23 protein-coding genes are annotated in these 26,749 nt (G+C 36.5%); 22 read left to right on the top strand and 1 reads right to left on the bottom strand.

All coding sequences use genetic code 11. The annotated features are described in order from the left end of the window. Window positions 1–18 precede the first annotated feature (18 nt). The 19 genes from MSG66_RS00645 to galE all read left to right on the top strand — a co-directional run bounded on the left by MSG66_RS00645 (window position 19) and on the right by galE (window position 21,252). On the top strand, window positions 19–969 hold the full coding sequence (locus MSG66_RS00645; RefSeq protein WP_324651474.1) for a Gfo/Idh/MocA family oxidoreductase: 951 nt from the start codon (window positions 19–21) through the stop codon (window positions 967–969). Further along, a complete protein-coding gene (gene wbpD / locus MSG66_RS00640; protein ID WP_324651472.1) occupies window positions 966–1,544 on the top strand; it encodes a UDP-2-acetamido-3-amino-2,3-dideoxy-D-glucuronate N-acetyltransferase in 579 nt (192 codons plus the stop codon). The genes MSG66_RS00645 and wbpD overlap by 4 nt, the downstream gene beginning before the upstream one ends. A 2-nt stretch (window positions 1,545–1,546) precedes the next feature. Beyond that, entirely contained in the window at window positions 1,547–2,629 is a 1,083-nt protein-coding gene (locus MSG66_RS00635) for a DegT/DnrJ/EryC1/StrS family aminotransferase (RefSeq protein WP_324651470.1), read from the top strand. A 7-nt stretch (window positions 2,630–2,636) separates the two neighbouring features. Beyond that, window positions 2,637–4,016 (top strand): oligosaccharide flippase family protein, encoded by a 1,380-nt coding sequence (locus tag MSG66_RS00630; protein WP_324651468.1) that lies wholly within the window; start codon window positions 2,637–2,639, stop codon window positions 4,014–4,016. Further along, window positions 4,013–4,582, top strand: a complete 570-nt coding sequence (locus MSG66_RS00625; protein WP_324651466.1) for an acyltransferase — start codon at window positions 4,013–4,015, stop codon at window positions 4,580–4,582. The genes MSG66_RS00630 and MSG66_RS00625 overlap by 4 nt, the downstream gene beginning before the upstream one ends. Continuing rightward, window positions 4,579–5,727 (top strand): glycosyltransferase, encoded by a 1,149-nt coding sequence (locus MSG66_RS00620; RefSeq protein WP_324651464.1) that lies wholly within the window; start codon window positions 4,579–4,581, stop codon window positions 5,725–5,727. The genes MSG66_RS00625 and MSG66_RS00620 overlap by 4 nt, the downstream gene beginning before the upstream one ends. 226 nt (window positions 5,728–5,953) lie before the next feature. Next, window positions 5,954–7,210, top strand: a complete 1,257-nt coding sequence (locus tag MSG66_RS00615; protein WP_324651462.1) for an O-antigen ligase family protein — start codon at window positions 5,954–5,956, stop codon at window positions 7,208–7,210. Window position 7,211: 1 nt separating this feature from the next. After that, the gene (locus MSG66_RS00610) at window positions 7,212–8,012 is read left to right on the top strand and encodes a glycosyltransferase family A protein (RefSeq protein ID WP_324651460.1); all 801 of its coding nucleotides are present in this window, start codon (window positions 7,212–7,214) and stop codon (window positions 8,010–8,012) included. A 120-nt stretch (window positions 8,013–8,132) separates the two neighbouring features. Next, window positions 8,133–9,263, top strand: a complete 1,131-nt coding sequence (gene wecB / locus MSG66_RS00605) for a non-hydrolyzing UDP-N-acetylglucosamine 2-epimerase (RefSeq protein ID WP_026057182.1) — start codon at window positions 8,133–8,135, stop codon at window positions 9,261–9,263. Window positions 9,264–9,296: 33 nt separating this feature from the next. Next, the gene (wecC, locus tag MSG66_RS00600) at window positions 9,297–10,556 is read left to right on the top strand and encodes a UDP-N-acetyl-D-mannosamine dehydrogenase (RefSeq protein ID WP_324651457.1); all 1,260 of its coding nucleotides are present in this window, start codon (window positions 9,297–9,299) and stop codon (window positions 10,554–10,556) included. Window positions 10,557–10,610: 54 nt separating this feature from the next. Beyond that, on the top strand, window positions 10,611–11,822 hold the full coding sequence (locus tag MSG66_RS00595; protein ID WP_324651455.1) for a glycosyltransferase family 4 protein: 1,212 nt from the start codon (window positions 10,611–10,613) through the stop codon (window positions 11,820–11,822). Window position 11,823: 1 nt separating this feature from the next. Next, window positions 11,824–12,432 (top strand): sugar transferase, encoded by a 609-nt coding sequence (locus tag MSG66_RS00590; RefSeq protein ID WP_324651453.1) that lies wholly within the window; start codon window positions 11,824–11,826, stop codon window positions 12,430–12,432. Beyond that, window positions 12,429–13,088 (top strand): NeuD/PglB/VioB family sugar acetyltransferase, encoded by a 660-nt coding sequence (locus MSG66_RS00585; RefSeq protein ID WP_324651451.1) that lies wholly within the window; start codon window positions 12,429–12,431, stop codon window positions 13,086–13,088. The genes MSG66_RS00590 and MSG66_RS00585 overlap by 4 nt, the downstream gene beginning before the upstream one ends. A gap of 30 nt (window positions 13,089–13,118) precedes the next feature. Continuing rightward, window positions 13,119–14,294 (top strand): DegT/DnrJ/EryC1/StrS aminotransferase family protein, encoded by a 1,176-nt coding sequence (locus tag MSG66_RS00580; RefSeq protein WP_324651449.1) that lies wholly within the window; start codon window positions 13,119–13,121, stop codon window positions 14,292–14,294. A gap of 141 nt (window positions 14,295–14,435) precedes the next feature. Then, window positions 14,436–16,310, top strand: a complete 1,875-nt coding sequence (locus tag MSG66_RS00575) for a nucleoside-diphosphate sugar epimerase/dehydratase (protein ID WP_324651447.1) — start codon at window positions 14,436–14,438, stop codon at window positions 16,308–16,310. 11 nt (window positions 16,311–16,321) lie between these two features. Beyond that, window positions 16,322–17,197: a UTP--glucose-1-phosphate uridylyltransferase GalU gene (galU, locus tag MSG66_RS00570; protein WP_324651445.1), complete on the top strand. Its 876-nt coding sequence runs from the start codon at window positions 16,322–16,324 to the stop codon at window positions 17,195–17,197. A gap of 116 nt (window positions 17,198–17,313) precedes the next feature. Beyond that, window positions 17,314–18,576 (top strand): nucleotide sugar dehydrogenase, encoded by a 1,263-nt coding sequence (locus MSG66_RS00565; RefSeq protein WP_262473627.1) that lies wholly within the window; start codon window positions 17,314–17,316, stop codon window positions 18,574–18,576. Then, window positions 18,573–20,243 carry a glucose-6-phosphate isomerase gene (gene pgi / locus MSG66_RS00560; protein WP_324651443.1) on the top strand — a complete coding sequence of 557 codons (1,671 nt, stop codon included), beginning with the start codon at window positions 18,573–18,575 and terminating at the stop codon, window positions 20,241–20,243. Before MSG66_RS00565 ends, pgi begins: the two co-directional genes overlap by 4 nt. Then, a complete protein-coding gene (gene galE, locus MSG66_RS00555; RefSeq protein ID WP_324651441.1) occupies window positions 20,236–21,252 on the top strand; it encodes a UDP-glucose 4-epimerase GalE in 1,017 nt (338 codons plus the stop codon). Before pgi ends, galE begins: the two co-directional genes overlap by 8 nt. 43 nt (window positions 21,253–21,295) lie before the next feature. On the opposite strand, the gene MSG66_RS00550 is transcribed toward galE, so the two are convergent. After that, window positions 21,296–22,666: a phosphomannomutase CpsG gene (locus tag MSG66_RS00550; protein WP_324651439.1), complete on the bottom strand. Its 1,371-nt coding sequence runs from the start codon at window positions 22,664–22,666 to the stop codon at window positions 21,296–21,298. Window positions 22,667–23,040: 374 nt separating this feature from the next. Here MSG66_RS00550 and lldP point away from each other — a divergent pair, with 374 nt between their 5' ends. Genes lldP through lldD form a run of 3 tightly spaced genes read left to right on the top strand, consistent with a single transcriptional unit; the run spans window position 23,041 to window position 26,628 of the window. After that, window positions 23,041–24,708 (top strand): L-lactate permease, encoded by a 1,668-nt coding sequence (lldP, locus tag MSG66_RS00545; RefSeq protein WP_324651437.1) that lies wholly within the window; start codon window positions 23,041–23,043, stop codon window positions 24,706–24,708. 19 nt (window positions 24,709–24,727) lie between these two features. Then, the gene (lldR, locus tag MSG66_RS00540; RefSeq protein WP_202743566.1) at window positions 24,728–25,480 is read left to right on the top strand and encodes a transcriptional regulator LldR; all 753 of its coding nucleotides are present in this window, start codon (window positions 24,728–24,730) and stop codon (window positions 25,478–25,480) included. Beyond that, window positions 25,477–26,628, top strand: coding sequence for an FMN-dependent L-lactate dehydrogenase LldD (gene lldD, locus MSG66_RS00535; RefSeq protein ID WP_324651435.1), 1,152 nt, complete (start codon window positions 25,477–25,479; stop codon window positions 26,626–26,628). The genes lldR and lldD overlap by 4 nt, the downstream gene beginning before the upstream one ends. Window positions 26,629–26,749 lie beyond the last annotated feature (121 nt).

The following is a 26,749-nucleotide window of genomic DNA, read 5'->3' as shown; positions in this document are numbered from 1 at the left end:
TAAATTGAAGTTTTGATCATGAAAAAATTTGCATTAATTGGTGCTGCTGGTTATATCGCACCGCGTCACTTAAAAGCAATTAAAGAAACTGGCAATACCTTGGCTGTAGCAATGGATGTAAATGACTCGGTTGGGATTATGGATAGCCATTTTCCGGAAGCTGAGTTTTTTACCGAATTTGAAGAATTCGAAGCGTATGTAGAAGACCAAAAACTAAAAGGTGAAAAGCTGGATTATGTAGCGATTTGCTCACCTAATTATTTACATGCACCACATATGAAATATGCTTTGAAAAACGGCATTGAAGTCATTTGTGAAAAACCATTGGTACTGAATTCAGAAGACTTAAATATGTTATCTGAATATGAAAAACAATACGGTGCCAAAGTAAACTCAATTTTACAATTACGGTTACACCCTTCCATTATTGCATTGCGTGATAAAGTTCAATCTGCACCAGCTGATAAAGTATTCGATGTTGATCTTACTTATTTAACTTCTCGTGGTAAATGGTATCTAAAATCATGGAAAGGGTTAGACCAGAAGTCTGGTGGTGTGGCAACGAATATCGGTGTGCATTTTTACGACATGCTGCATTTTATTTTTGGAAAAATTGTTAAAAATGAAGTGCATTTCCGTGATGAAAAAACTGCGTCGGGTTACTTGGAATACGAACGTGCCCGTGTTCGTTGGTTCTTGTCAATTGATGCAAATAATTTGCCAGAAAATGCGGTACAAGGTGAAAAGCTGACTTATCGTAGTATTACCATTGAAAATGAAGAGCTTGAGTTTTCAGGCGGCTTTACCGATTTACATACACAAAGCTATCAACGTGTATTAGAAGGTAAAGGTTATGGTGTTGAAGAGAACCGTGCAGCAATTGAAACTGTTGAAGTGATTCGTGTTTCTTCTATTGTTGAAAACCCAGAAAATCCACATCCATTATTGGCAAAGGTGAAAAAAGCATGAGCTTTTATCAACATGAAACTGCCATAGTCGATGATGGCGCACAAATTGGTGAAGATTCACGTGTTTGGCATTTCGTTCATGTCTGTGGTGGTGCCAAAATCGGTAAAGGCGTGTCTTTAGGTCAAAACGTCTTTGTTGGTAACCGGGTTGTGATTGGTGACCATTGTAAAGTCCAAAATAATGTATCGGTTTACGATAATGTATTTTTGGAAGAGGGTGTATTTTGTGGGCCAAGCATGGTCTTTACCAATGTGTATAACCCTCGTTCTTTAATTGAGCGTAAAGATCAATATCGTGACACTCTGGTGAAAAAGGGCGCTACGCTTGGGGCAAACTGTACTATTGTTTGTGGTGTCACCATTGGAGCTTATGCTTTTGTTGGGGCTGGTGCTGTAGTAAATAAAAATGTACCAGCTTATGCGCTAATGGTTGGGGTGCCCGCGAAACAAATTGGCTGGATGAGTGAATTTGGTGAGCAGCTTGACCTTCCTTTACAGGGACAGGCAGAAGTAATCTGTTCACATACAGGAGCAGTTTATAAACTTGATGGAACGACACTGACAAAGCAGGGTTAATTATGATTGACTTTATTGATTTAAAAGCACAGCAAAATCGAATTAAAGATAGAATTGATGCTGGCATTCAAAATGTATTGACACATGGTCAGTACATTTTAGGCCCAGAAGTAATTGAGTTGGAAGAAAAACTTGCTGCCTATGTAGGTGCTAAACACTGCATTACTTGTGCCAATGGGACAGATGCGTTGCAAATTGCACAAATGGCATTCGGTATCGGACCTGGTGATGAAGTGATCACGCCAGGTTTTACTTATATTGCAACGGCTGAAACAGTTGCACTTTTAGGTGCAAAACCTGTCTACGTTGATGTAAATCCGAAGACTTACAATTTAGACGTTGAAAAATTAGAAGCGGCAATTACTCCTCGGACCAAAGCCATTATTCCTGTGAGTTTATATGGTCAGTGTGCAGACTTTGATGCAATCAATGCGATTGCCGCAAAGTTTGGTATTCCTGTGATTGAGGATGCTGCGCAAAGTTTTGGTGCGACTTATAAAGGTCGTAAAAGCTGTAACCTAAGTACGGTTGCCTGTACTAGCTTTTTCCCAAGTAAGCCATTGGGTTGCTATGGTGATGGTGGTGCTATTTTTACCAATGATGATGAGCTTACTAAAGTGATCCGTCAAATTGCGCGTCATGGTCAAGACAAGCGTTATCATCATATTCGTGTAGGCGTGAATAGCCGTCTAGATACAATTCAGGCGGCTATTTTATTACCAAAATTAGAAATTTTGGATGATGAAATGCAAGCACGTCAAAAAGTAGCTGAAGTTTATAATCAGTTATTTAATCAGGCAGGTATTCACACAACACCATATCTTGAGTCGCATAATACCAGTGCTTGGGCACAATATACGATTCAGGTTAATAACCGTGCAGAAGTACAAGAAAAACTAAAAGCACAGGGTATTCCAACAGCTGTGCATTATCCGATTCCTCTTAATAAGCAACCTGCTGTAGCGGATAAAAATGTGATGTTGCCTGTCGGTGATGCTATCGCTGAAAGAGTAATGAGTTTGCCGATGCATCCGTACTTGACTATTGAAGCTCAAGAGAAAATTGTTCAAGCTTTAATAGGTTGATTAAACTGTGAAAAGCCTTCTTGTAAAGATTAATAATAAGCTCAATGCTCAAGGAGGCTTTTTGAAAGCTGTTTCTGTTTTGGTAGGAGGAACAGCTTTTGCTCAAGGAGTATCAATATTAACTTTGCCAATATTGACAAGACTATATAATCCAGCAGAATTTGCTATATTTGCTGTTTATACTTCACTTCTTATGACTTTGATGGTTGGAAGCTGTTTACGATTTGAAATTGCTATTTCTATACCAGAAGATGATAAGGAAGCTGTTCATTTAGTTTTGCTTTCCTTAATTAGTAATTCTATTATAAGTTTATTAGTTGCTTTAATAATTTGGCTGTTTCACGCGGAAATTATTATTATATTGAAGCAACCTGGTTTTTCAAAATTAATATGGCTTTTACCTATAGGATTATTTTTTTCTGGAATTTATAATACATTACAATATTGGATAACACGAAAAAAACAATTTAAATTAATTGCAAAGACCAGAGTATTACAATCTCTTAGTGGAACCTCTATACAACTTATTATGGGGGTAATGGGGTTTTCAAGTATAGGATTAATTTTAGGGCAAATTATAAAGGTTTCAGCAGGTATTAAACAATTAGCAGTTAATTTCTACTATGAAACAAATCAATTTTTAAGAAGTGTGAGTTTTAGCCAATTAAAGCAAACTTTTAAGAAATATGATCAATTCCCTAAATATTCTACATTTGAGGGTTTAGCAAACGCAGCTGGCATTCAATTACCACTTATTATTATTGCGGCACTAGCAAAAGGTCCACAAGCTGGTTATTTAATGCTAGCAATGCAAATTATGGCTGTTCCAATGCGTTTTATTGGTGGGGCTGTTTCACAGGTCTATTTAGCTCAAGCACCCAAAGCTCTAGAAAAAGGAGAAATTGGTGAATATACTGTAAATGTATTGATGGATTTATTAAAATATGGAGTAAGTATTTTAATAGTGATAGGTGTAGTTAGCCCGCTACTTGTAAAGTATATTTTTGGCAATGAATGGGCTTACGTCGGGATATTGATCAGTTGGATGATTCCATGGTTTATTTTTCAATTGCTATCCTCGCCTATATCCATGATTATGCACATTTCAGGAAAGCAAAAAGAAATTTTATTTTTAACAGTATTTGGTTTTGTTTTGAAAATAGGTGCATTATATGCACAATATAATATAGATCCAAGATATTTGTTGGAAAATTATACTATTTGTAGTGCTATCTTTTATGGTATATGTTTTTTTGTTTTTTCAAAAGCTGCTAAATTAAATTTTAAAAATTATATTTTTTTAGTAAAAAAGACTCTGCCATTATTAAGTGTTGTAAGTGGATTGGTTTTAATATTGGTTATTTTTTTAAGAGGGTTTGGTTTATGAAAAAATTTTTAAAAACTATACTATGGAAAATTACACCATTAGTAAAACTTTTTTTGAGACTTTTTTTTGATAAAAAATATTTAACAGGTAGGTATTTCGATAAAAGTTTTGAAGGTTATATTTTTGCTTTAAGATCTATATGGGTTAAAAATATATTAAGACTAAGTAAACCAAAGTGTTTTCCAACAGCTCTTACTTGTCAAGTATCAAATGATCAGAATATTTATTTTCATCCAGATGATATTAATAATTTTCAATCACCTGGAACCTACTTTCAAAACTTTAAAGGTAAGATTTACATAGGTAAAGGAACTTATATTGCACCAAATGTAGGAATTATTACAGCAAATCATAAATTAACAGATTTAGATGCTCATACTGAAGGGTTAGATGTAAAATTGGGTGAAAAGTGTTGGATTGGAATGAATAGTGTTATTTTACCAGGAGTCGAATTGGGAGATAATACAATTGTTGCTGCTGGAGCAGTGGTTACCAAAAGCTTTACAAAAGGTTATGTTGTAATTGGTGGAGTTCCAGCTAAGGAAATCAAGGAGATCCAAAAGTGAAAATAGATATGATTATGCTTTCTAAATTTGGATTTGCTGATGGAGGAAGGGAGACTTGGTTTAATAATTGTTTTAATGAAATGAAGGCAGATCAAGATAAATTGCAGGTTGTGCTTTATTCATTGAAACTAAAACCAGAAAATATGGTTGATTTTCATATGAAAGGAGGTAATCTCATTGAAAATCATCAAATTGATTTAGGAGCTAAAAGTTTTGTACCTTTAACCTTATTATTTATTTTGAAATTATGTTTCTTGATGATTAGAAGAAATAAGAGAAGCTCACAAGTTGTAGCTGTAGGTAGTTTAAATGAAATGCTAGCTTGTTTTTTTAGTTATCCTCCTATTTTATATAGGGGAAAAAAAATTATATGGTTAAGAACAATTAGTCGTCGAGAATTTGGAATGAAAACTAAAATTCTAAGACTGCCATTAATCTTTATTGAATATATACTGCTTAAATTTTATTTTGATTGCGTCTTAACAAATGGTAAGGATACTGGTGCTTTTTATTCTAATATTGGTATTGCTAATAAGGTGATTAATAATGGAGTAAATGCTGATAGGTGGTTTAATGAAATAAGTGTAATACCTAAGGAAGGTAAAATATCAATAGCCTTTATTGGACGGTTAGAAGAAAATAAAGGTATTATTAAGTTTTGTAATGCTATTAGATTATTTAATAAAAGAGGAAGTAATAATATTTCTTTTAAAATTGTTGGTCAGGGTAGTTATATGAATAATATTTTAGAATTGGTTGAACAAGAGGAGAATGTAGAGTTTATTAATGGAATAAATAATCAGGAAATGCCAGATTTTTTAAAAAATATAGATGTTTCTGTTGCACTAACTTTTTCTAGTAATTCAATGGGAGGAGGGGGGCTTTCTAATGCTTTACTTGAGCAAATGTGTTCTGGTAATTTAATAGTTGCTTGGGATAACCCAATTTTTAGACAGATTCTTAATGAGGATTGTTCGATTTTAGTTGAGCAAGGTAATGAACTTACGTTAGTTGATGCTTTTACTAAAATTTCTAAAGAATATAATTTGATGAGAGAGCTAAGATTAAAAAGCCAAGATTTAAGTTTAAAAAATTCATCAAAAAATAATAAAAATCAATTTTTAAATATTTTAAGTGAAGCTTAGGTGGATTTTATTGAAGTTTACTAGGGTTAAGTAATCTAAAGATAATGATTATGGAATATAAATCCTTTTTTGAGTAAGAATGAATATGTAGTTTTTAATAACTTTTTTGTTATTAATTTTATTGTTTAAGTTTTTTTTTTAAAAATAAATGTATAATTGTCTTAATATTTCACTCTGGTTTTAAAGATGCAAGAGGAAATGTCAATTAAGTAAGTGAGGGACACCTTTGAATATATCAAAAATGATATCTTTGTTACTACTTTGTTTCTTGTCAACATCTTTCTTGGCAGTCTCTTTTGATGTAAATTCAAGGATGATTAATTACTTTTTTGCACTAATTGGTTTTAGTTTTATTTCAATTTTTATTTACACAAAAAGTATATTAGATAAGTCTTTTTTTAAAATAATAAATAACTATTATTTAGCAATATTGTTATCCACTTTTTTGGGTTTTTTAGCTGTATATATATTAGATAATTCTATATTTTCTTTTAAAGAAATTAATATGTATGGGCGTATTCTAAATGTAATTTTATTTTCAATGTTAGCTTGGTTTATTGTTTCTTTATCTGCTTATAATACCGAATACTTTAACCCCAAAAAAATGGCTTTTTTTTATGCATTAGGTTGTTTTATACTGATTTTAACAGGCTATTGGCAGGCATTATCATTATATTTGGGGATAGGGTCATTCCCTTTTGAAACAAGAAGTATGGTTCATGGTGTTGGTAAAAGTGACTATGATATTCAAGGGCGATTAACAGGAATTGCAGCGGAACCAAGCTTCTTTGTCCCTTTTGTTTTAGACTTTATGATACTTTCATTAATTATATTTAAAAGAAATATAAATAAATTCATTTTTTTCTGTATTGGGACTTTAGTTTTATTATTATCTTTTTCACCCTCAGGTTATGTAAGTGCACTGAGCTCTTTAGGATTAGCTTTAATTCTAGTGGCAAATTTTAAAAATAGAACATATGTGACTTTTGTGTCTATTTTTTTAGTAGCCGGTTTATTTTTTATAGTAAGTGCATTAGATAAATTTAAAAATATTGGCTATGTTCTTGGTCGAGTAGAAAATATTGGTGAAGATGTACGGTTTCAAACAATTTTTGAGGTAATAAATACATTTTTAAACTCAAATATATTAACAATTCTTTTTGGATATGGAGTAACTAATTTTAAATTTGCTGCCCTACGTACTAACTATAATATGTTTGAAACATCCAATAATGTTTTAGTTGATGTGATTGTAGAAATGGGTATTGTTGGTTTGTGCCTGTTTTTGGGTATTTTTGTCAAAATATTTCTTTTAATTAAAAGATCTTCAACTGATATTCTTCAAAAATTTATTTGTTATGCTTTGTTTTTTGATCTTTTAATAACTGGAATGGTGAGAGCAGATTATGCAAGTTCTCGCTTTTTTATCCTCATAGCACTTATTGTATTATTTTCTAAATATAATTTGGATAAGAAGATTTAGTATGTTTATAGATATTATTATTCCAACGTATCAGCCTGATACCTATATTATAGAAACTTTGCAATCTATTCAAAAACAAAAAATTTCATTTGATAAGTTTAAAGTTACTATTATTCTGAATGGATGTAAAGAGCCTTATTATTCTAATATTAAAGAAAAGTTAAGCAAATTTTCTTTTAATTATTCCTTTATATATACAGAAAAAAAAGGCGTATCAAATGCTCGAAATTTAGGTTTAGAAAAAACATCTAATCCTTATATTTTGTTTTTAGATGATGATGATTTATTGAGTGAAAATTATTTAGAGGAATTGCTTTTTAGTGCTAATAGCAATGGTATAGTTACTTCTAATGTATTTGGTTTTAAAGAAAGTCAGGATGTTCTGATTGAAGATTATTTAAGTTTTAAGCATGATTTTAAATCAAAAAGCCTTATTACTTATAGGAAATATTTATCAAATTCATGTTCTAAATTAATACCGAGACAGCTTATAGGTACAAATCGTTTTAATTTAAATCTTGATAAAAGTGAAGATGCTTTATTTATGTTTGAAATATCTAAAAATATTAAAAATATAATGTCTACTTCACCAGATGTTATTTACTATCGTAGACTTAGACCAAACTCTGCATCAAGAAAGCAAATGAAAATGATACATGAAATTATGAGTGGGTTTAAAATTATGTGGAATTTCACCCTGGTTTATTTGAAATCACCATTTCAATATAATTTTTTATTATATTTGACAAGGTTATTAGCAGTAATAAAAAGGCTAGGATTAAATTTTAAATCGTTACGGTGAAATTTTATTCTGTAAATGCGATTTTATTAAAAATCAATAAGCTTTTTTGATAGTTTAAAGTTGCTTTATAGAGTGGAATTTTGATGGTTGTTCATGTATTCATTAAAAGGATTATTTCAGGTGCAAAAAGTTTTATTAATATTTGGTACGAGACCAGAAGCTATTAAGATGGCACCTCTAGCAATTAAATTGCAAGAGGATAATGATAACTTTGAAACGAAAGTGTGTGTAACGGGACAACATCGGCAAATGTTAGATCAAGTACTAGATTTATTCCAATTAAATCCAGATTTTGATCTAAATTTAATGAAACCAGGACAAACCCTATCTGATATAACTTCTAGTGTATTAAAAGGTTTAGATCAGGTGTTTGAAATATGGAAACCTGATCTAATTCTAGTACACGGTGATACTGCAACCACATTTGCAGCTTCATTGGCTGCATATTACCACAAAATAAAAATTGGCCATGTAGAGGCTGGTTTGCGGACGGGAAATTTATACTCACCTTGGCCTGAAGAAGCTAATCGAAAATTAACAGGAGTCTTGGCAAACTATCATTTTGCTCCAACTAATTCTTCTTACAATAACTTAATTAAAGAAGATATTAATCCCATAAACGTAGTTGTGACTGGTAATACCGTTATTGATGCTTTATTACAAGTAAAAAACAAAGTAGAACAAGAACAACAATTAATACAAAAGTTTGAACAGGAATTCAATTTTCTTGATAAAAGTAAAAAATTGATTTTAGTAACAGGTCACCGTCGTGAAAACTTTGGACAAGGTTTTTTAAATATCTGTACTGCTTTAGCGCATTTAGCCAAAAAGTATCCTAATGTACAGATTATTTATCCTGTTCATCTAAATCCGAATGTACAACAACCTGTCAATGAGCTTTTGACGGGTATTTCTAATATTCACCTGATAGCTCCCCAAGATTATTTACCTTTTGTCTATTTGATGAATCAAAGCTATTTAATTTTAACTGATTCAGGTGGAATTCAAGAAGAAGCCCCTTCTTTGGGTAAACCAGTTTTAGTGATGCGAGATACAACTGAGCGTCCAGAAGCTGTTGAAGCGGGAACTGTAAGGCTAGTAGGTACTGATGTAAATAGAATTGAGGAGTTGGTAACGCAGCTGCTTGAAGATCCAAAGCTTTATGCTGAGATGGCTTCCGCACATAATCCTTATGGCGATGGTACTGCTTGTCAGCAGATTATTGATTTTTTGAAAATAAATTTAGTTTGAATTTAACCACCTGATTTTGAAAAAGTATTGATTATGAAGAATTCATTTAAACATATTTGTGTAATTGGTCTTGGCTATATCGGTTTACCGACTGCGGCAACATTTGCGGCGCATGGAGTAAAAGTAACAGGTGTGGATGTGAACCAACATGCTGTAGATATGATCAACCAAGGTAAAGTTCATATTGTTGAGCCAGATCTAGATGCTTTAGTACGTGATGTCGTCGCACAATCTAAATTAACAGCTCAAATGGTACCAACAGAAGCAGATGCTTATATTGTTGCTGTTCCTACACCATTTAAAGATGATTATCAACCTGATTTAAAATATATTGAAGCCGCGGCAAAAGCTTTGGCACCGTTTTTAAAACCTGGTAATTTGGTGATTCTAGAATCAACCTCTCCTGTAGAGGCTACAGAGCAGATGTCGGCTTGGCTAGCTGATGCGCGTTCGGATTTAACATTTCCTCAAACACATAGTGAACAGGCAGATATTTTAGTTGCACACTGTCCAGAACGTGTCTTGCCAGGGAAAGTTTTGCAAGAACTCATTAGTAATGACCGTATTATTGGAGGGATGACACCACGTTGTTCAGCCGCGGCTTGTGAGTTATATAAAATCTTTGTAAAAGGTGAGTGTATTGAAACAAATGCCCGGACAGCGGAAATGTGCAAGTTAACAGAAAATTCTTTCCGTGATGTTAATATTGCTTTTGCAAATGAACTTTCAATTATTTGTGATAAATTAGGTATTAATGTTTGGGAACTAATCTCTTTAGCGAACCGTCACCCACGTGTAAATATTTTACAGCCAGGCCCAGGTGTAGGTGGACATTGTATTGCTGTCGATCCTTGGTTTATCGTTGCTAAAACGCCTGAGCAAGCGCGTTTAATTCGAACTGCACGTGAAGTTAACGATGCGAAACCTGAATGGGTAATTGATCAAGTTAAGATTAAAATTGTAGAGTTTTTACAAGCCAATCCAAATAAGTCTATTCAGGATGTCACTATTGCATGTTATGGTTTAGCATTTAAACCTGATATTGATGATTTGCGTGAAAGTCCCGCTTTAGAAATTACTAAACAGTTAGCACAACAAGGTTTAAATATTTTAGCAATTGAACCAAATATTGATAATATGCCTGTAAATATGCCTTCAAATATTCAGCTTATTCAATTAGAAGAAAAAAATAAAGCCGATATTCATCTAATTTTAGTAGAACATAAAGAATTCAAAAAAGGCTTATATGAAATAAATCCTAAATTTGTAGTTGATACAAAGGGGATTTTATAAGTAATTAAGGACTTAAAATGAATTATTTAAGCGGTTTTGAGTAAAAGAGAAAAAATGAAAATTTTATATTTCCATCAACATTTTTCTACGCCAAAAGGGTCAGCTGGGATTCGTTCTTATGCAATGGCTCAATCATTGATTCGCAATGGGCATCAAGTCACTATGGTTTGTGGTTCTTTTGGTGCTGGACAGACTGGTTTAACCCAACCTTTTAATAAGGGGGTGCGCCGCGGTGTAGTGGATGGTATTGATATTATTGAATTTGAATTGCCTTATTCAAATAGTTTATCGTTTTTAAAACGAATTCTAATTTTTTTAAGTTTTGCATTTAAATCAATTAAAGTTGCTTTCACAGAGCAATACGATATTGTTTTTGCAACAACTACACCTTTAACAGCAGGCATTCCAGGTATTTTTGCTAAATGGTTACGTCGGAAACCTTTTATTTTTGAGGTGCGTGACTTATGGCCTGAACTTCCGAAAGCTATGGGGGTGATAAAAAATCCTATTGTTTTATGGATGATGTCAGTACTTGAGTGGACTTCTTATCATTCTGCTGATCGTTTAATTGGTCTATCCCCTGGAATTGTGGATGGCATAATCAAACGTGGTATTGCACCAGGAAAAGTAGCCTCTATTCCTAATGGGTGTGATTTAGACATTTTTGCTTCTGATCACCAATCATGGCGCCCTGAAGGCGTGGAAGAAGCAGACTTGATGGCAATTTTTACAGGGACGCATGGCTTAGCAAATGGCTTGAATGCTGTGTTAGATGTAGCTGTAGAGTTGAAAGACCGTCAAAGAACAGATATTAAACTTGTTCTTGTAGGTGATGGTATGCAGAAAAAAGCATTGATGGAGCGAGCTGAAAAGCTTCAATTAGATAATGTAGTTTTTCATGATCCCGTTAACAAAGCAAAATTGGCTGGTCTTATGGCAAGCGCAGATATTGGTTTGCAAATTTTAGCGAATGTTCCAGCTTTTTATTATGGTACATCTCCTAACAAATTCTTTGACTATATTTCGGCAGGTTTACCAGTCCTAAATAACTATCCAGGTTGGTTAGCTGAGTTAATTATAAAGGAACGATGTGGGTTTGCTGTGCCACCTGAAAATCCAAAAGCCTTTGCTGATGCATTGGAACAAGCTGCGGATCAACGTGAGCAACTCAATCAGATGGGTAAAAATGGTCAGCAAGTTGCTAAAGAACAATTTAATCGATCCATTCTTTCTCAAAAGTTCTCTGACTGGGTAACAGGAGCATAATATGCTAAAGCGTTTACTGGATATTGTTATTGCTTCTATTGCTCTTATTTTACTCTCACCATTATATTTCTATGTTGCATATAAGGTGAAAAAAAACTTAGGCTCGCCAGTATTGTTTCGCCAAGTTCGCCCAGGTTTACATGGGAAGCCGTTTGAAATGATTAAGTTTCGAACTATGAAAGATGCAACAGATGCCAAGGGTCATCCTTTACCAGATAGTGAGCGTCTAACGCCATTTGGTAAAATGCTTCGTTCTACCAGTTTGGATGAAATGCCTGAGCTTTGGAACGTGATTAAAGGTGATATGAGTATTGTTGGCCCACGACCTTTACTGATGGAGTACTTGCCGCTTTATAATAAAGAACAGGCAAAGCGTCATGATGTACGTCCAGGAATGACTGGTCATGCTCAGGTGAATGGACGTAATGCAATTGGCTGGGAAGAAAAGTTTAAACTTGATACGTGGTACGTTGAAAATAGATCGCTTTGGTTAGACTTTAAAATTATGCTGCAAACTGTTAAAAAAGTAATCGCTAAAGATGATATTAATGAAGCTGGTGAAGCGACGATGACCAAGTTTACAGGTTCAAAGTCGGAAGCAGATAAATGAGTAACCATATCTATGCGATTTATGGTGCTTCAGGCTGTGGTCGCAGTCTGATGCCTGTTGCAAGACAACAGCTCCAACGACAGGGTATTGCAGCAGAAATTTATTTTATTGATGATAGTTTACAAGAAGAAAAGATAGTAAACGGGCATACAGCTGTTAACTATCAAACTTTTAAAACAATAGAATGCTCGAATAAGTATGTATTAATTGCTATTGCGAATAGTCAAATTCGTGAAAAAATTGCTAATCAGTTGATTGCTGATGGTATTAAACTTTGGTCTGTGCAAGCTGATAATACAGTAATGATGGATAACGTTGAAATAAGTGAAGGTGCGGCCTTAAGTCCTTTTGTTTCAATTACATCAAATATAAAAATCGGTAAATGTTTTCATGCTAATTTATACAGTTATGTTGAGCATGACTGTGTGATTGGTGACTACGTTACATTTGCTCCAGGCGTTAAATGTAATGGCAATATTCGTATTGAAGATCATGCCTACATTGGTGCAGGAGCCGTCATTAAACAAGGTACACCTGACAAGCCTTTAGTAATTGGTAAAGGTGCTGTTGTTGGTATGGGTGCTGTAGTAACTAAGAGTGTAGCAGCTGGCGTAACAGTTGTCGGTAACCCTGCCAGAATTTTAGAAAGAAAGTAAGTAAGAAATATTTTTTATTAGGAAATCAAAATGTTAAACACTGCATTTGAACCATGGCCAAGTTTTACTATAGAAGAAGCTGACGCAGTCAAAAATGTATTACTATCAAATAAAGTAAATTATTGGACTGGCCAAGAATGTAGAATTTTTGAAAAAGAATTTGCCGAGTTTTCTGGTACAAAATATGCGGTCGCTTTGGCAAATGGAACTGTTGCGTTGGATGTTGCATTAAAAGCCTTAGATATTGGTGTAGGTGATGACGTTATTGTGACGTCTCGTACTTTTCTTGCTTCAGCAAGTTCAATTGTAACCGCTGGTGCTAATCCTGTTTTTGCAGATGTAGAATTAGATTCTCAAAACATTTCACGACGTACGATTGAGGCTGTACTTACACCAAATACAAAAGCAATTATTTGTGTACATTTGGCTGGTTGGATGTGCGATATGGATCCGATTATGCAACTTGCTGCTGAGCGCGGCATCTATGTTATTGAAGATTGCGCACAGGCTCATGGTGCAAAATATAAAGGTAAAGCTGCAGGGTCAATCGGTCATATTTCTGCTTGGTCTTTTTGCCAAGATAAAATTATGACAACTGGTGGTGAGGGCGGTATGGTCACCACAAATGATGAGGTGCTTTGGAAAAAAATGTGGTCATATAAAGACCATGGTAAAAGCTATGACAGTATTTATAACAAACAGCACCCTCCAGGTTTCCGCTGGTTGCATGACTCATTTGGTACCAACTGGCGCATGATGGAAATGCAAGCCGTTATTGGTCGAATTCAGTTAACACGAATGACTGAATGGACACAAAAGCGTACTGAAAATGCAGAAAAGATTTTAAGAGCGTTTGAAAATTCTCCTTACTTTAGCGTTCACATACCTTCAGATGATTATGTTCATGCATATTATAAATGTTATGTGCAAGTAAATTTAGAGGCGTTGCCAGAGGGTTGGTCACGTGATCGTATAATGCAAGAAATTAATGCGCAAAGCGTACCTTGCTTTAGTGGCTCTTGTTCGGAAGTTTATTTAGAGCATGCATTTGATGGTACCCCATGGCGCCCAGAAAAACGTTTGGAAAATGCACAGCAATTAGGTGAAAAAAGCTTAATGTTCTTAGTACATCCGACTTTGAGCCAAGATAGTATAGAAAAAACAATTCTTGCAATTAACGCCGTTAATAGAGCTATACAATCATAAAAATATGAAGCTATTCACATAGCTTTCTTTTGAATTATGATCTGATTTAAAGTTATGTAACCGCTGCGTAAATTTTATTTCTAGTTATATGAGAAATGAGTATAAATATCGCACGGTTACTAGAACGATTAGAAGAGTATTGTGAAAAAGATTATTTATCAGTTTGCGTCTGCCCCAAGACTCGCCAAACAATGTTTTTTGGTTCTTGTAGACCTTTTTGCGTTTCCTGTTATTTTGTGGTTTTGTTACGCCCTCCGTTTATTTGACTTAGGTGCTGAGGTTATTCCAGGCATTAACTATGGAGTAGCCATCGTTACTATCGTGGCTATTTTAAGTTTAATGGTAACAGGGGTATATCGCTTTATTGTCCGTACTTTTAACGAAGCCTTTATTGCAAAATTAGCGCTTGCTGTTGCACTGATGGTAGTTGTTTTATATAGCCTAAATGCATTCTCGGCAGCTTTTGTTCCAACCTCAATTCCATTGATGTTTGGTTTCTTAATGTTTAGCTGGATTTGGTGTAGCCGTGCATTTATCCGTTTCATTGTAAAAGCTGCATTACTCACAGGGGAAGAGAGAAAGCGTATCGCAATTTATGGTGCAGGTGATGCTGGTCAGCAAATTGCAGCTGTGCTTTATCGTTCTGGCAACCATTTACCTGTCTTCTTCATTGATGATAATAGTTCTTTGCAAGACCATATGGTTGGCGGTTTAAAAGTACTATCTTTAGAAAAAGCTTTACAACGGTTTGAAAAATATAAAACTGATGAAATTTTATTAGCATTACCTTCAGTAGGTCGCGTACGTAAAAGTGAAATTATTCAACAGTTAGAACCTGCACATCTTAAAATTACGGAACTTCCTGGCCTTACTCAGTTAGTTGATGGTGAACTAAAAGTTGCTGATATTCGTGAAGTAGACATTGTTGATTTATTGGGACGTGATCCAGTACCACCTGTAGATCATTTACTTGCAAAAAATATTCATAATAAAATCGTAATGGTAACAGGGGCTGGTGGTTCTATTGGCTCGGAGTTATGTAGACAAATTATTAAAAATCAACCTAAAATGTTGATCATTTATGAAATTACGGAATTTGCTCTTTACAGCATTGATAGAGAATTACGCCTAAGTGCTCAATGTGAAATTATTCCAATTTTAGGTACTGTTCAGGATCAACAAAAATTAGAACGTATTATTGAGCAATATAGTGTACAGACTGTTTATCATGCCGCGGCCTATAAACATGTACCTTTAGTAGAATGTAACCCTATTGCTGGTCTGAAGAACAATGCGATTGGAACAGCGAATAGTTTAAATGCAGCTGTGAAAAAGGGTGTTGAGACATTTGTTCTAATCTCGACTGATAAAGCCGTACGTCCAACCAATGTTATGGGCGCCTCAAAACGCATGGCCGAACTTTATTGTCAGGCAATGGCTGAAGCTCAAAAGCAAACTCAAATTAGTATTGTACGTTTTGGTAATGTATTAGGTTCTTCAGGCTCTGTAGTTCCCTTATTTAAAAATCAGATTGCAAAAGGTGGTCCTATTACTGTGACCCATCCAGATGTAACACGCTACTTTATGACCATTCCTGAAGCATCTCAGTTAGTTATTCAAGCTGGTGCTCTAGGTAAAGGTGGAGATGTCTTTTTACTTGATATGGGTGAACCTGTCCGTATTCAGGATTTAGCTCGACAAATGATTTCTTTAAGTGGTTTAACTGTGCGTGAACAAGACTCAGAGCAAGGGGATATCGCAATTCACTACAGCGGATTACGCCCAGGTGAAAAACTTTATGAAGAATTATTAATTGATCAAGAAAATACTGAATACACCGAGCACAGTAGAATTCTTCGATCATTTGAAAAGTTTTATCCTCTTACAGAGATTCAAGAAGTTTTTGAGCGGGTTAATAACATGACTGCTGTTCAAAAAGATATTGATTGGGCGCTATGTCAACTCGAACACTATGTGGATGGTTATAAACGTAGTAAAGATATTATGGTTAATTAGAGAGTGAATGTGTGATTAAAAAGGCAGTTTTACCTGTAGCGGGATTAGGTACACGTTTTTTACCAGCAAGTAAGTCAATTCCCAAAGAAATGGTCACAGTGGTTGATCGTCCTGCAATTGAATATGTAGTGCGTGAAGCTGTAGAAGCCGGAATTGAGCAAATTATTTTGGTAACTCATTCATCTAAGGCATCAATTGAAAACTATTTTGATCGAAACTTTGAACTAGAAACGACTCTAGAGCAAAAGAAAAAATTCGATTTACTTGAAGAAATTACGCACATCATTCCCTCTCATGTGAGTGTGATAAGTGTAAGGCAGCCTCAACCTTTGGGTTTGGGGCATGCTGTTTTATGTGCGAAAAGTATTGTTGGGCAAGATGATTTTGCTGTGTTATTGCCAGATGTATTAGTTCAGGATAACTCAGGGCAAAATGATCTGTCGCGTATGATTTCACGCTATGAATCCAGTCAAGCTGCTCAAATCATGGTTGAGGCAGTACCAGATCATCTTGTAGATCAATATGGAATTGTTGATGTAAAGCAGAGCCCGAATGAGGGTGAAAGTATTGCTATGCAGGGAATTATCGAAAAGCCTGCTATAGGTTCTGCACCTTCTAATTTATCTGTAGTGGGGCGTTATATTTTACCTGCTAAGATTATGCAGCTTTTGGAAAATACACCGAAAGGTGCGGGCAATGAAATACAGTTAACTGATGCGATCGCGATGCTTCAAGAAACTGATACCGTTGAAGCCTATCGGATGCAAGGCCAAACTTTTGACTGTGGCAGCAAGCTTGGCTATTTGAAAGCTGTACTACACTATGGTGTTGCACACCCTAAGTTAGGATTGGAATTTAAACAGCTGATTCAAGAACTTAAATTATAAAGTTTTGTAGTTCTGCTTAAGTATTTGTAAAAACTACTGAATATAGTAGCTGAGCAGTATATTCTCTTCCTGTAAAGGGAAGAGAAATCTATAAAATACAAAAAATCAGGTGTGCAATGAAAATCGCAGTATTTGGAACAACGTTACATGCCGGCGTGATGGCAGCGTTATTAGCTGAATATGGTAATCAAATTTACTGGTGTACAAGTGTCACCTGTGAAGAAAATATTTCTGTACTTTCGTATCAAGATCAAGACGTAAATAATTATTTAAACAAACAGCGAAAAGCGGGTTTCTTAAAAGAGAGCCCTTTTTCTGAGATTCCTTTAGATATTGAAGTTTATTTATTCTGTTTTAGCCCAACACAAATTGAACTTGCATTAAAAACAGTTGAGAAATTGAGTGAACGACCAATTGTTCACCCACGTTTAATGATTAATGGTTCTACTTTTGGTTTGCACGGTACAGAAAAATTAAAACAGCATTTGCCAAAAGATGAGTGGGTTTACTTTCCTGATGTGATTCAAGAAGGTAATGCCATCAACAGCGTATTAAATGTAAAGCATGTCATTATCGGTGTGGAATCTAGAGATGCAAGTGAAACTATGCAAGAGTTATTGCGTCCTTTTTTCCAATTTAGTTATCAATATTTATTTATGCCAATTTTAGATGCTGAGTTCACCAAACTTAGTATTTCAGGCATGTTGGCTACCCGTATTAGTTATATGAATGACTTGGCTATGGTTGCCGAAAAGTTAGGTATTGATATTGCGAATGTAAAGCATGGTATAGCGGCGGATACACGTATTGGTGCTGCATATCTATCGCCAGGCGTAGGATTTGGCGGTGAGAATTTTTCGCATGATATTTTAACACTTTCGAGCACTGTGTCTGAAACTGGAACAAAAAGCCGCCTTTTGGAACAAGTTTGGGCGATTAATGAGCAGCAGAAAGAAATTTTATTCCGTAAGTTATGGAATTATTATCACTGTAGCCTAAACGGTAAAACAGTTGCGATTTGGGGTGCATCCTTTAAAGAGAACACTTCAAATATACATAATTCACCAATTCATATTTTATTAGCTGCATTATGGGCGCAAGGTGTAATAGTACGTCTGCATGACCCTCAAGCTTTAGATGAAATAGCTGCAACTTATGGGCATCGTGAAGATTTAATTTTATGTACTGATCAATATGAGGCAGTACGAGATGCTCATGCACTATGTCTAGTCACTGCATGGAAGCAATATTGGAGTCCTGACTTTAAGCAACTACAACAGTTAATGAAACATCCTTTAATTTTAGATGGGCGTAATATTTATGATCCGGCTTATGTAAAGGCGAAAGGTTTTGCTTATGAAGGAGTAGGTCGCTTATGAGTAAATCAATTGAGCAATTTCCAAAGGAATTAGTCTCACCTTTAGCTCATCTGCAAACTTTAGGTGAAAAAAACTCAAAATTACATATAAAAGAGTTGTTTGCTTTAGAGCCAGATCGTTTTCAAAATTATTCTGTAAAATTTGATCAATTATTTTTTGATTATAGTAAGCACCGCTTAACCAAAGATATTTTGGAACAATTAGTAGCTCTCGCGAATACTAAAAATTTAACTGAATGGATTAATCGCCTTTTTTCACAAAATAAAATTAATTGTACTGAGCAACGTGAAGCAATGCATTGGGCATTGCGTTTACCTGCTGACTATTCGAAGTTCCCAGATTTAACAGAACAAGTTCATAACCAGTTACAACGTATGTATGCCTTAGTGGAAAAAATCCATGCAGGACAATATCGTGGTTCAACTGGTGAGGTGATTCAAGACGTTGTAAATATTGGGGTGGGTGGTTCTGATTTAGGACCACAAATGGTCACTCATGCGTTGTCTGATTTCAAAGTAAAAACGGCTAAGCCTTTAAATGTTCACTTTGTGTCTACTATGGATGGTAGCCAGTTATCAGGATTACTCCATCAACTTCGTCCTGAAACAACTTTATTTATTATTTCATCTAAGTCTTTTGGTACGATTGACACTTTATCAAATGCTCAAACGGTGCGTCAGTGGCTTGAAAAAGCATTAGGAACACATGCTCGTGTGTTAAAAAGTCACTTTATTGGCGTATCTACAAAAGCTGACAAAATGTCAGAATGGGGAATTGCACCTGAAAACCAGCTACTACTGTGGGACTGGGTAGGTGGACGCTATTCTCTATGGTCTTGTATCGGTTTACCTATAGCCTTGACGATTGGTGTGGAAGGTTTTCAGCAACTTTTAGCAGGGGCTCATGCAGTTGATGAGCATTTTCAGAATACGAGTTTTGATCAAAATATTCCGGTTTTGATGGCGTTGATAGGTATCTGGAATAATAACTTTTTAAATATTCATACCCATGCGGTATTACCTTATGACGGGCGTTTAAAATATTTTGCTGCGTACTTGCAACAGCTTGAAATGGAATCTAATGGTAAATCTGTACAGCGCAATGGACAAAAGGTTGAGTTAGACACTTGCCCTATTATATGGGGTGAGGTTGGACCAAATGCCCAGCATGCCTTCTATCAATTGTTACATCAAGGTTCTCAAGCGGTAAGCTGTGATTTTATTGCACCGATACAACGTTATAATGCAGATCATTTTACTTATGTGGAAAATGCAGAAGCTCTAGTCGAACAACATCATCTTGCACTTTCAAACTGTTTAGCACAGTCAAGATTACTAGCATTTGGTAACGAAGCTTTAGATTCGACTGAATTAGAGAATTTACCAATTTATAAGCAATATGAAGGTAATCAACCAAGTTCTACATTATTATTGAAAGAATTAAACCCGTATAATCTAGGAATGCTGATCGCTTTATATGAACATAAAGTATTTGTTCAGTCTGTAATTTGGAATATTAACCCGTTTGATCAATGGGGCGTTGAAAAAGGTAAACAGATTGCCGATCAGCTACTTCCGATTTTAAATGGTATTCAAAATGATTTTTCAAAACTTGATGCCTCGACACGGGGGTTAATTAAAATATTGTTAGGAAAGGTAGATGGCTAAAATTCTAGTCACGGGTGGCGCAGGTTATATAGGTTCCCATACTTGTATCGAGTTATTAGATGCAGGGCATGAAGTCATTGTTTTTGATAATCTTTCGAATAGTTCAGAAGAGTCTTTAAATAGAGTTCAAGATATCACCCAAAAAAGTTTAGCTTTTGTGCAGGGCGATATTCGTAATGCAGATGAACTTGATCGTGTTTTTCAGACCCATTCAATTGATGCTGTTATTCACTTCGCAGGTTTAAAAGCGGTTGGTGAAAGCCAAGAAAAACCGCTCATTTATTTTGATAATAATATTGCAGGTAGCATTCAACTGGTTAAATCGATGGTAAAGGCTAAAGTTTATACACTAGTGTTTAGTTCGTCTGCTGCTGTATATGATGAAGCCAATACTTCTCCTCTAAACGAAGATATGCCAACAGGTATGCCAAGTAACAACTATGGTTATACTAAGTTGATTGTTGAACAGTTATTGCAAAAGTTGTCGGCGTCTAATCCAGAATGGTCAATCGCATTGCTTCGTTATTTTAACCCAGTAGGTGCACATAAGAGTGGGCGTATTGGTGAAGACCCACAAGGTATTCCAAATAATTTAATGCCGTATGTGACTCAAGTTGCCGTGGGGCGCCGTGAAAAATTGTCCATTTATGGCAATGACTATGACACAGTAGATGGCACTGGTGTACGTGACTATATTCATGTGGTTGACTTAGCGAATGCGCATTTGTGTGCTTTAAATAACCGATTACAGTCGAAAGGTTGCCGAGCATGGAATATCGGTACAGGTAATGGTTCATCTGTTTTGCAAGTTAAAGACACCTTTGAACAAGTTAATGGTATGTCTGTAGTCTTTGAGTTTGTAGCACGTCGAGCTGGCGATGTTGCGACTTCTTTTTCAGACAATAGCCGTGCAGTTGCTGAGTTGGGTTGGCAACCACAATATAGCCTAGAGGATATGCTTGCTGATAGCTGGAACTGGCAGAAACAAAATCCTAATGGATATAATTAAATACCAATAAAAAAGGAGCGAATCGCTCCTTTTTTATTATGGATTAGTTCTGAATCAATCCTGTCAATTCGTCTACATAATGTTGCATAGGCTGAGCGTGGCGGTCTGCCCGACTTTCGATGTTTAAACGTAGTAAGGGCTCGGTGTTGGATGCGCGGACATTAAAACGCCATGCGCCAAAGTCGAGGCTTACGCCATCGGTACGATCAATTTGTGGTTGCTGTTCTGCGTAGTAATCAAAAATCTTTTGAATAGTGGTTTGTGTGTTTTCCACTTTAAAGTTGATTTCACCGCTACAAGGGAACTTGGCAATCATATTTTCAACCAGAGTTGAGAGGGATTGTCCAGTTTCCGAGAGTAGGGCAACGGTGAGTAACCACGGAATCATGCCGCTGTCGCAGTAAGCAAAGTCACGGAAGTAGTGATGGGCACTCATTTCGCCGCCGTATACGGCATTGTGTTCACGCATGACATCTTTAATAAAGGCATGACCAGACTTTGACTGTACAGCAACGCCGTTGTATTGATTAACAATATCAAAGGTGTTCCAAACCAACCGTGGGTCATGAACAATTTTTTCGCCAGGTTGTTTAATTAAGAAAGCTTGAGCTAATAGGCCAACAATGTAGTAGCCTTCAATGAACTGACCTTTTTCATCAAACAGGAAACAACGGTCAAAGTCGCCATCCCATGCAATTCCCATATCTGCTTGATGCTCAAGTACAGCATTTTGGGTACTGTCACGGTTTTCAATTAAAATTGGGTTAGGAATCCCATTTGGGAAGGTGCCGTCTGCTTCATGGTGAATTTTGATAAATTCAACAGGTACGTTAAGCGATTTGAATTTTTCTTCAATGGCATCAATGACGTGACCAGCTGCACCATTACCCGCATTTCCCACTAATTTTAATGGGCGGATTTTTGCTGGTTCAATATAAGTGAGTAAATGTTCAACAAATTCAGGCAAGATGTTATAACTTTGAGTAGTGCCTTTTTGGCTAACCTCTTCAAAGTGATTGGTTTCTGCCAAAGCCTGAATTTCTTTTAAACCTGTATCTGCACTAATTGGACGAGCATTTTCTCGTACCAGTTTCATACCGTTATAGTCCATTGGGTTATGACTAGCGGTAACTTCAATACCACCTTGTACATCTAAATGAAAAGCGGCGAAATAGACCTCTTCAGTACCCGTCATGCCTAAGTCAAGCACATTCACACCAGCATCATTTAGGCCGCGAATGGTCGCTTGTTTTAAAGACTCACTGCTTAGACGAATATCACAACCGACTACCACAGTCTTTGGTTTATAGATCTGTCCATAAGCACGGCCAATTTTATAGGCAATTTCTTCATTCAATTCGGTGCCGAGTTTGCCTCGGATATCATAGGCTTTAAAACACGTTAAAGTAGTCATTATTCAGTTCAATACAAATGATTTGAGTTTTGAGCATTATTATACATTCCTCAATTAATGGTTATGTTTATAGTTTTTATATTCAAGTTTTACGCTTTATTTCTGTAGATCAGATCTAAATTTATAAGATATTTTTTACGACTTTAGTCTAACAATAAAATTTATAAATAAGAAATAGCTTGATTTTACTTGGGCTTATTGGTCATACCAATTATATTGCTTATTTAATGGTTGATCTTGTTAATAGGTGTATTTATGATGCGAACTGTGGTTTAAGGAATAACATTTGCGCTTAAATTTTAATTGGTAATACCAATTGTGCTAAATGTTTAAAATTTTAAGGTACAAAAAATTCGCCCCAGCATTTCAAGGAGATGACAATGCTCAATATGTGGCAACAACTTTATGACCCTTTAAATAATATTTGGCTGTCCAGTGCAGTTGCATTAATCCCGATTATTTTCTTCTTTTTGGCCTTGGCGGTTTTTCGTTTAAAAGGCAGTATTGCGGGTACGGGCACAGTCATTATTGCATTGTTGATAGCACTCTTTTTCTATCAAATGCCGGGACAAATGGCCTTTGCATCCATTATTTATGGTTTCTTCTACGGTCTATGGCCAATTTCATGGATCATTATTGGGGCAGTCTTTTTATATAAAATTTCGGTAAAAACTGGCCAGTTTGAGGTGATTCGCTCAAGCATTTTGTCAATTACCGAAGATCAGCGGCTACAAATGTTATTGGTTGGCTTTGCTTTTGGTACTTTCCTTGAGGGAGCTGCCGGTTTTGGTGCTCCTGTCGCAATTACTGCTGCACTGCTCGTCGGTTTAGGTTTTAAACCACTTTACGCTGCTGGTTTATGTTTGATTGTGAATACTGCGCCAGTTGCTTTCGGTGCGATGGGTATTCCAATTATTGTGGCGGGGCAGGTTTCTGGTGTAGATACCATGGAAATTAGCCAGATGGTTGGACGTCAGTTGCCGTTTTTAACGCTAATTGTGCTGTTCTGGATCATGGCCATTATGGATGGCTGGCGTGGCGTTAAAGAAACTTGGCCTGCGGTGTTAGTGGGTGGTGGCGCTTTTGCGATTGCACAATATCTAACATCTAACTTTATTGGTCCTGAATTACCTGATATTACAGCGGCAATTGCTTCATTGATCAGCCTGACTGTGTTGTTCCGTTTCTGGAAACCAAAACATATTTTCCGTTTTGAACCTGAAGCTGGCCAAACGCTAACTCAGCAACCTACAACGATTCAGCGTTATAGCATTGGAAAAATTGTTAAGGCGTGGTCTCCATTTGCAATCTTAACGGTCATGGTGACGATCTGGAGTGTTAAGCCGTTTAAAGCATTATTTGCAAAAGATGGTGCACTGGAACATTTAATTTTTAAACTTGAAGTGCCTTATTTGCATAAATTGGTCGAAAAAATGCCGCCGATTGTGTCAGAGATGAAACCATATGAAGCGATTTATAAGTTTGACTGGTTCTCTGCGACAGGCACTGCAATTTTTATTGCTGCAATCATCACCGCTATTTTCTTGAAAATGAAAGCGAGTGAGGCAGTAACAACCTTTGGTGAAACGCTAAATGAGTTAAAAACACCGATTTACTCCATTGGTATGGTGTTGTCTTTTGCTTTTATTGCGAACTATTCAGGTTTATCTGCGACTTTAGCTTTGGCTCTATCGCATACGGGTCATGCTTTTACTTTCTTTTCGCCATTCTTAGGTTGGCTTGGTGTTTTCCTGACGGGGTCAGATACATCTTCAAATGCTTTGTTCTCCGCATTACAAGCAACTACTGCTCAGCAGATTGGTATTCCGGAAGTATTGCTTGTAGCAGCGAATACCAGTGGTGGTGTGACAGGTAAGATGATTTCTCCACAGTCAATTGCAATTGCTTGTGCAGCAGTAGGCTTGGTTGGAAAAGAATCTGACTTGTTCCGTTTCACGGTAAAACATAGCATCATATTCACTGTCTTTGTTGGCATCATTATTACGGTTCAGGCTTATCTGGTTCCGTGGATGATTCCGTAACTTCAGTGAAGGAAAAGTGATGAGAATCTCCGATCAAGTGGTCATGAAATTGCAGGCATTAATTGAAGAGCGTCACATGAAAAAAGGTGACCGTTTACCTGCCGAACGCCAGCTTGCAACTAGCTTAGGAGTTTCTCGTCCATCTTTGCGTGAAGCGATTCAGCAGCTTAACAGTCAAGGGGTACTCATTAGCCGCCGTGGAGATGGGACTTACATTCAACAGTTGCCTGAACAGTGGCCACAGCAACTCATTGTGAATCCAATTAGCAACTTGATGGAAGAAGATCCGCTTTACCGTTTTGATGTACAAGAGGCGCGGCTATTACTCGAGGGGGGCACGGCATGGTATGCCGCATTGCGCTCAACACCTGAAGATCGCGCCAAAATTCATCATTATTTTAATGAAATTAGTCGCCATCAAAATGCGGGTGACTCAGCGCAGGCGGCGGTTGCAGATGCCGAATTTCATTTAGCTATTGCTGAGGCTTCGCATAATGTTGTGCTGATTCAAATGATGCGTAGCTTGTTTGATTTGCTGCAATACAACGTCTTGTTAGGACGTAAAAAAGTCTATAACGATCCGATAAATGGTGACTTGCTGAGTGAACAGCATTTTCAGGTGATGGATGCGATCGATCGTAAAGATCCCGAGGCCGCACGCCAAGCTGTCTGCGGTCATATTGAATTTGTGATTAATCATGTGCGTTCTCTGGATGAAGATGAAGCTCGCCAGAAACGTGCAAACCGTTTAAATAGAGTTGATTTAAAATGATTATTTCTTCTGGCAATGATTACCGTGCTGCGGCACAGCGTCGCTTACCTCCATTTTTATTTCATTACATCGATGGTGGAGCGTATTCGGAATATACATTAAAGCGCAACGTACAAGATTTGTCAGAAATTGCATTGCGTCAACGTGTGCTGAATGACATGTCAGCTTTAAGTTTAGAGACAAAACTGTTTAATGAAACTTTGTCGATGCCAGTTGCTTTGGCACCTGTCGGTTTAACAGGCATGTATGCGCGCCGCGGTGAAGTTCAGGCCGCGATGGCAGCCGATAAAAAGGGTATTCCATTTACGCTTTCAACGGTTTCTGTTTGTCCGATTGAAGAAGTGGCACCTGCAATTAATCGTCCAATGTGGTTCCAGCTTTATGTATTACGCGACCGTGGTTTTATGCGAAATGCTTTGGAACGTGCAAAAGCGGCTGGCTGTTCAACACTGGTGTTTACTGTAGATATGCCTGTGCCGGGTGCGCGTTATCGCGATGCCCATTCTGGAATGAGTGGGTCTAATGCGGCTATGCGCCGTTATGTGCAGTCAATGTTTCATCCGCATTGGGCATGGAATGTGGGGTTAATGGGTCGTCCGCACGACTTAGGTAATATTTCTAAATATTTAGGTAAACCAACTGGACTTGAAGATTATATCGGCTGGTTGGGCTCAAACTTCGATCCATCGATTTCATGGAAAGACCTTGAGTGGATCCGTGAATTTTGGGATGGCCCAATGGTGATTAAAGGCATTTTAGACCCAGAAGATGCCAAAGACGCTGTGCGTTTTGGTGCAGATGGCATTGTGGTGTCTAACCATGGTGGTCGTCAGTTAGATGGCGTGATGTCTTCTGCTCGTGCATTGCCTGCGATTGCAGATGCAGTCAAAGGTGATTTGGCGATTTTGGCGGACTCAGGCATTCGTAATGGTTTGGATGTGGTGCGTATGCTGGCACTTGGTGCCGATACAGTGTTACTTGGCCGTGCATTTGTTTATGCCTTGGCAGCAGCAGGTGGGCAAGGGGTGTCGAACTTGCTTGATTTGATTGATAAGGAAATGCGTGTTGCGATGACGCTCACGGGTGCTAAGTCAATTCAGGATATTAATGCGGATTGTTTAGTACAGGCGATGAAGCAAGGTTTTTAAGAAATAACTTTTTAAGTGAAGCAGTAAGCACAGCCTTAAAATTTGGTGATTTGCTAATGTTTTACGTATAGGTGTTTGTCACTTTTGAAAGGTCAAAAGTAACCAAAAACCTTTTGTTGAG

Source organism: Acinetobacter sp. IK31 (assembly GCF_035615195.1).
In the GTDB taxonomy this organism is placed as follows: Bacteria; Pseudomonadota; Gammaproteobacteria; order Pseudomonadales; family Moraxellaceae; genus Acinetobacter; species Acinetobacter calcoaceticus_C.
The sequence above is the reverse complement of the archived record's forward strand: the minus strand, read 5'-3'. Positions and strand labels throughout refer to the sequence as shown.

Bases quoted from the DNA above. Each gene is read 5' to 3' on its own strand.
- MSG66_RS00635 (WP_324651470.1), top strand. From the start codon at position 1,547: ATGATTGACTTTATTGATTTAAAAGCACAGCAAAATCGAATTAAAGAT.
- MSG66_RS00590 (WP_324651453.1), top strand. From the start codon at position 11,824: ATGCTAAAGCGTTTACTGGATATTGTTATTGCTTCTATTGCTCTTATT.
- MSG66_RS00585 (WP_324651451.1), top strand. From the start codon at position 12,429: ATGAGTAACCATATCTATGCGATTTATGGTGCTTCAGGCTGTGGTCGC.
- lldD (WP_324651435.1), top strand. From the start codon at position 25,477: ATGATTATTTCTTCTGGCAATGATTACCGTGCTGCGGCACAGCGTCGC.
- pgi (WP_324651443.1), top strand. From the start codon at position 18,573: ATGAGTAAATCAATTGAGCAATTTCCAAAGGAATTAGTCTCACCTTTA.
- MSG66_RS00565 (WP_262473627.1), top strand. From the start codon at position 17,314: ATGAAAATCGCAGTATTTGGAACAACGTTACATGCCGGCGTGATGGCA.
- MSG66_RS00645 (WP_324651474.1), top strand. From the start codon at position 19: ATGAAAAAATTTGCATTAATTGGTGCTGCTGGTTATATCGCACCGCGT.
- MSG66_RS00625 (WP_324651466.1), top strand. From the start codon at position 4,013: ATGAAAAAATTTTTAAAAACTATACTATGGAAAATTACACCATTAGTA.
- wecC (WP_324651457.1), top strand. From the start codon at position 9,297: ATGAAGAATTCATTTAAACATATTTGTGTAATTGGTCTTGGCTATATC.
- MSG66_RS00595 (WP_324651455.1), top strand. From the start codon at position 10,611: ATGAAAATTTTATATTTCCATCAACATTTTTCTACGCCAAAAGGGTCA.
- galE (WP_324651441.1), top strand. From the start codon at position 20,236: ATGGCTAAAATTCTAGTCACGGGTGGCGCAGGTTATATAGGTTCCCAT.
- lldP (WP_324651437.1), top strand. From the start codon at position 23,041: ATGACAATGCTCAATATGTGGCAACAACTTTATGACCCTTTAAATAAT.
- MSG66_RS00580 (WP_324651449.1), top strand. From the start codon at position 13,119: ATGTTAAACACTGCATTTGAACCATGGCCAAGTTTTACTATAGAAGAA.
- MSG66_RS00550 (WP_324651439.1), bottom strand. From the start codon at position 22,666: ATGACTACTTTAACGTGTTTTAAAGCCTATGATATCCGAGGCAAACTC.
- lldR (WP_202743566.1), top strand. From the start codon at position 24,728: ATGAGAATCTCCGATCAAGTGGTCATGAAATTGCAGGCATTAATTGAA.
- wbpD (WP_324651472.1), top strand. From the start codon at position 966: ATGAGCTTTTATCAACATGAAACTGCCATAGTCGATGATGGCGCACAA.
- MSG66_RS00610 (WP_324651460.1), top strand. From the start codon at position 7,212: ATGTTTATAGATATTATTATTCCAACGTATCAGCCTGATACCTATATT.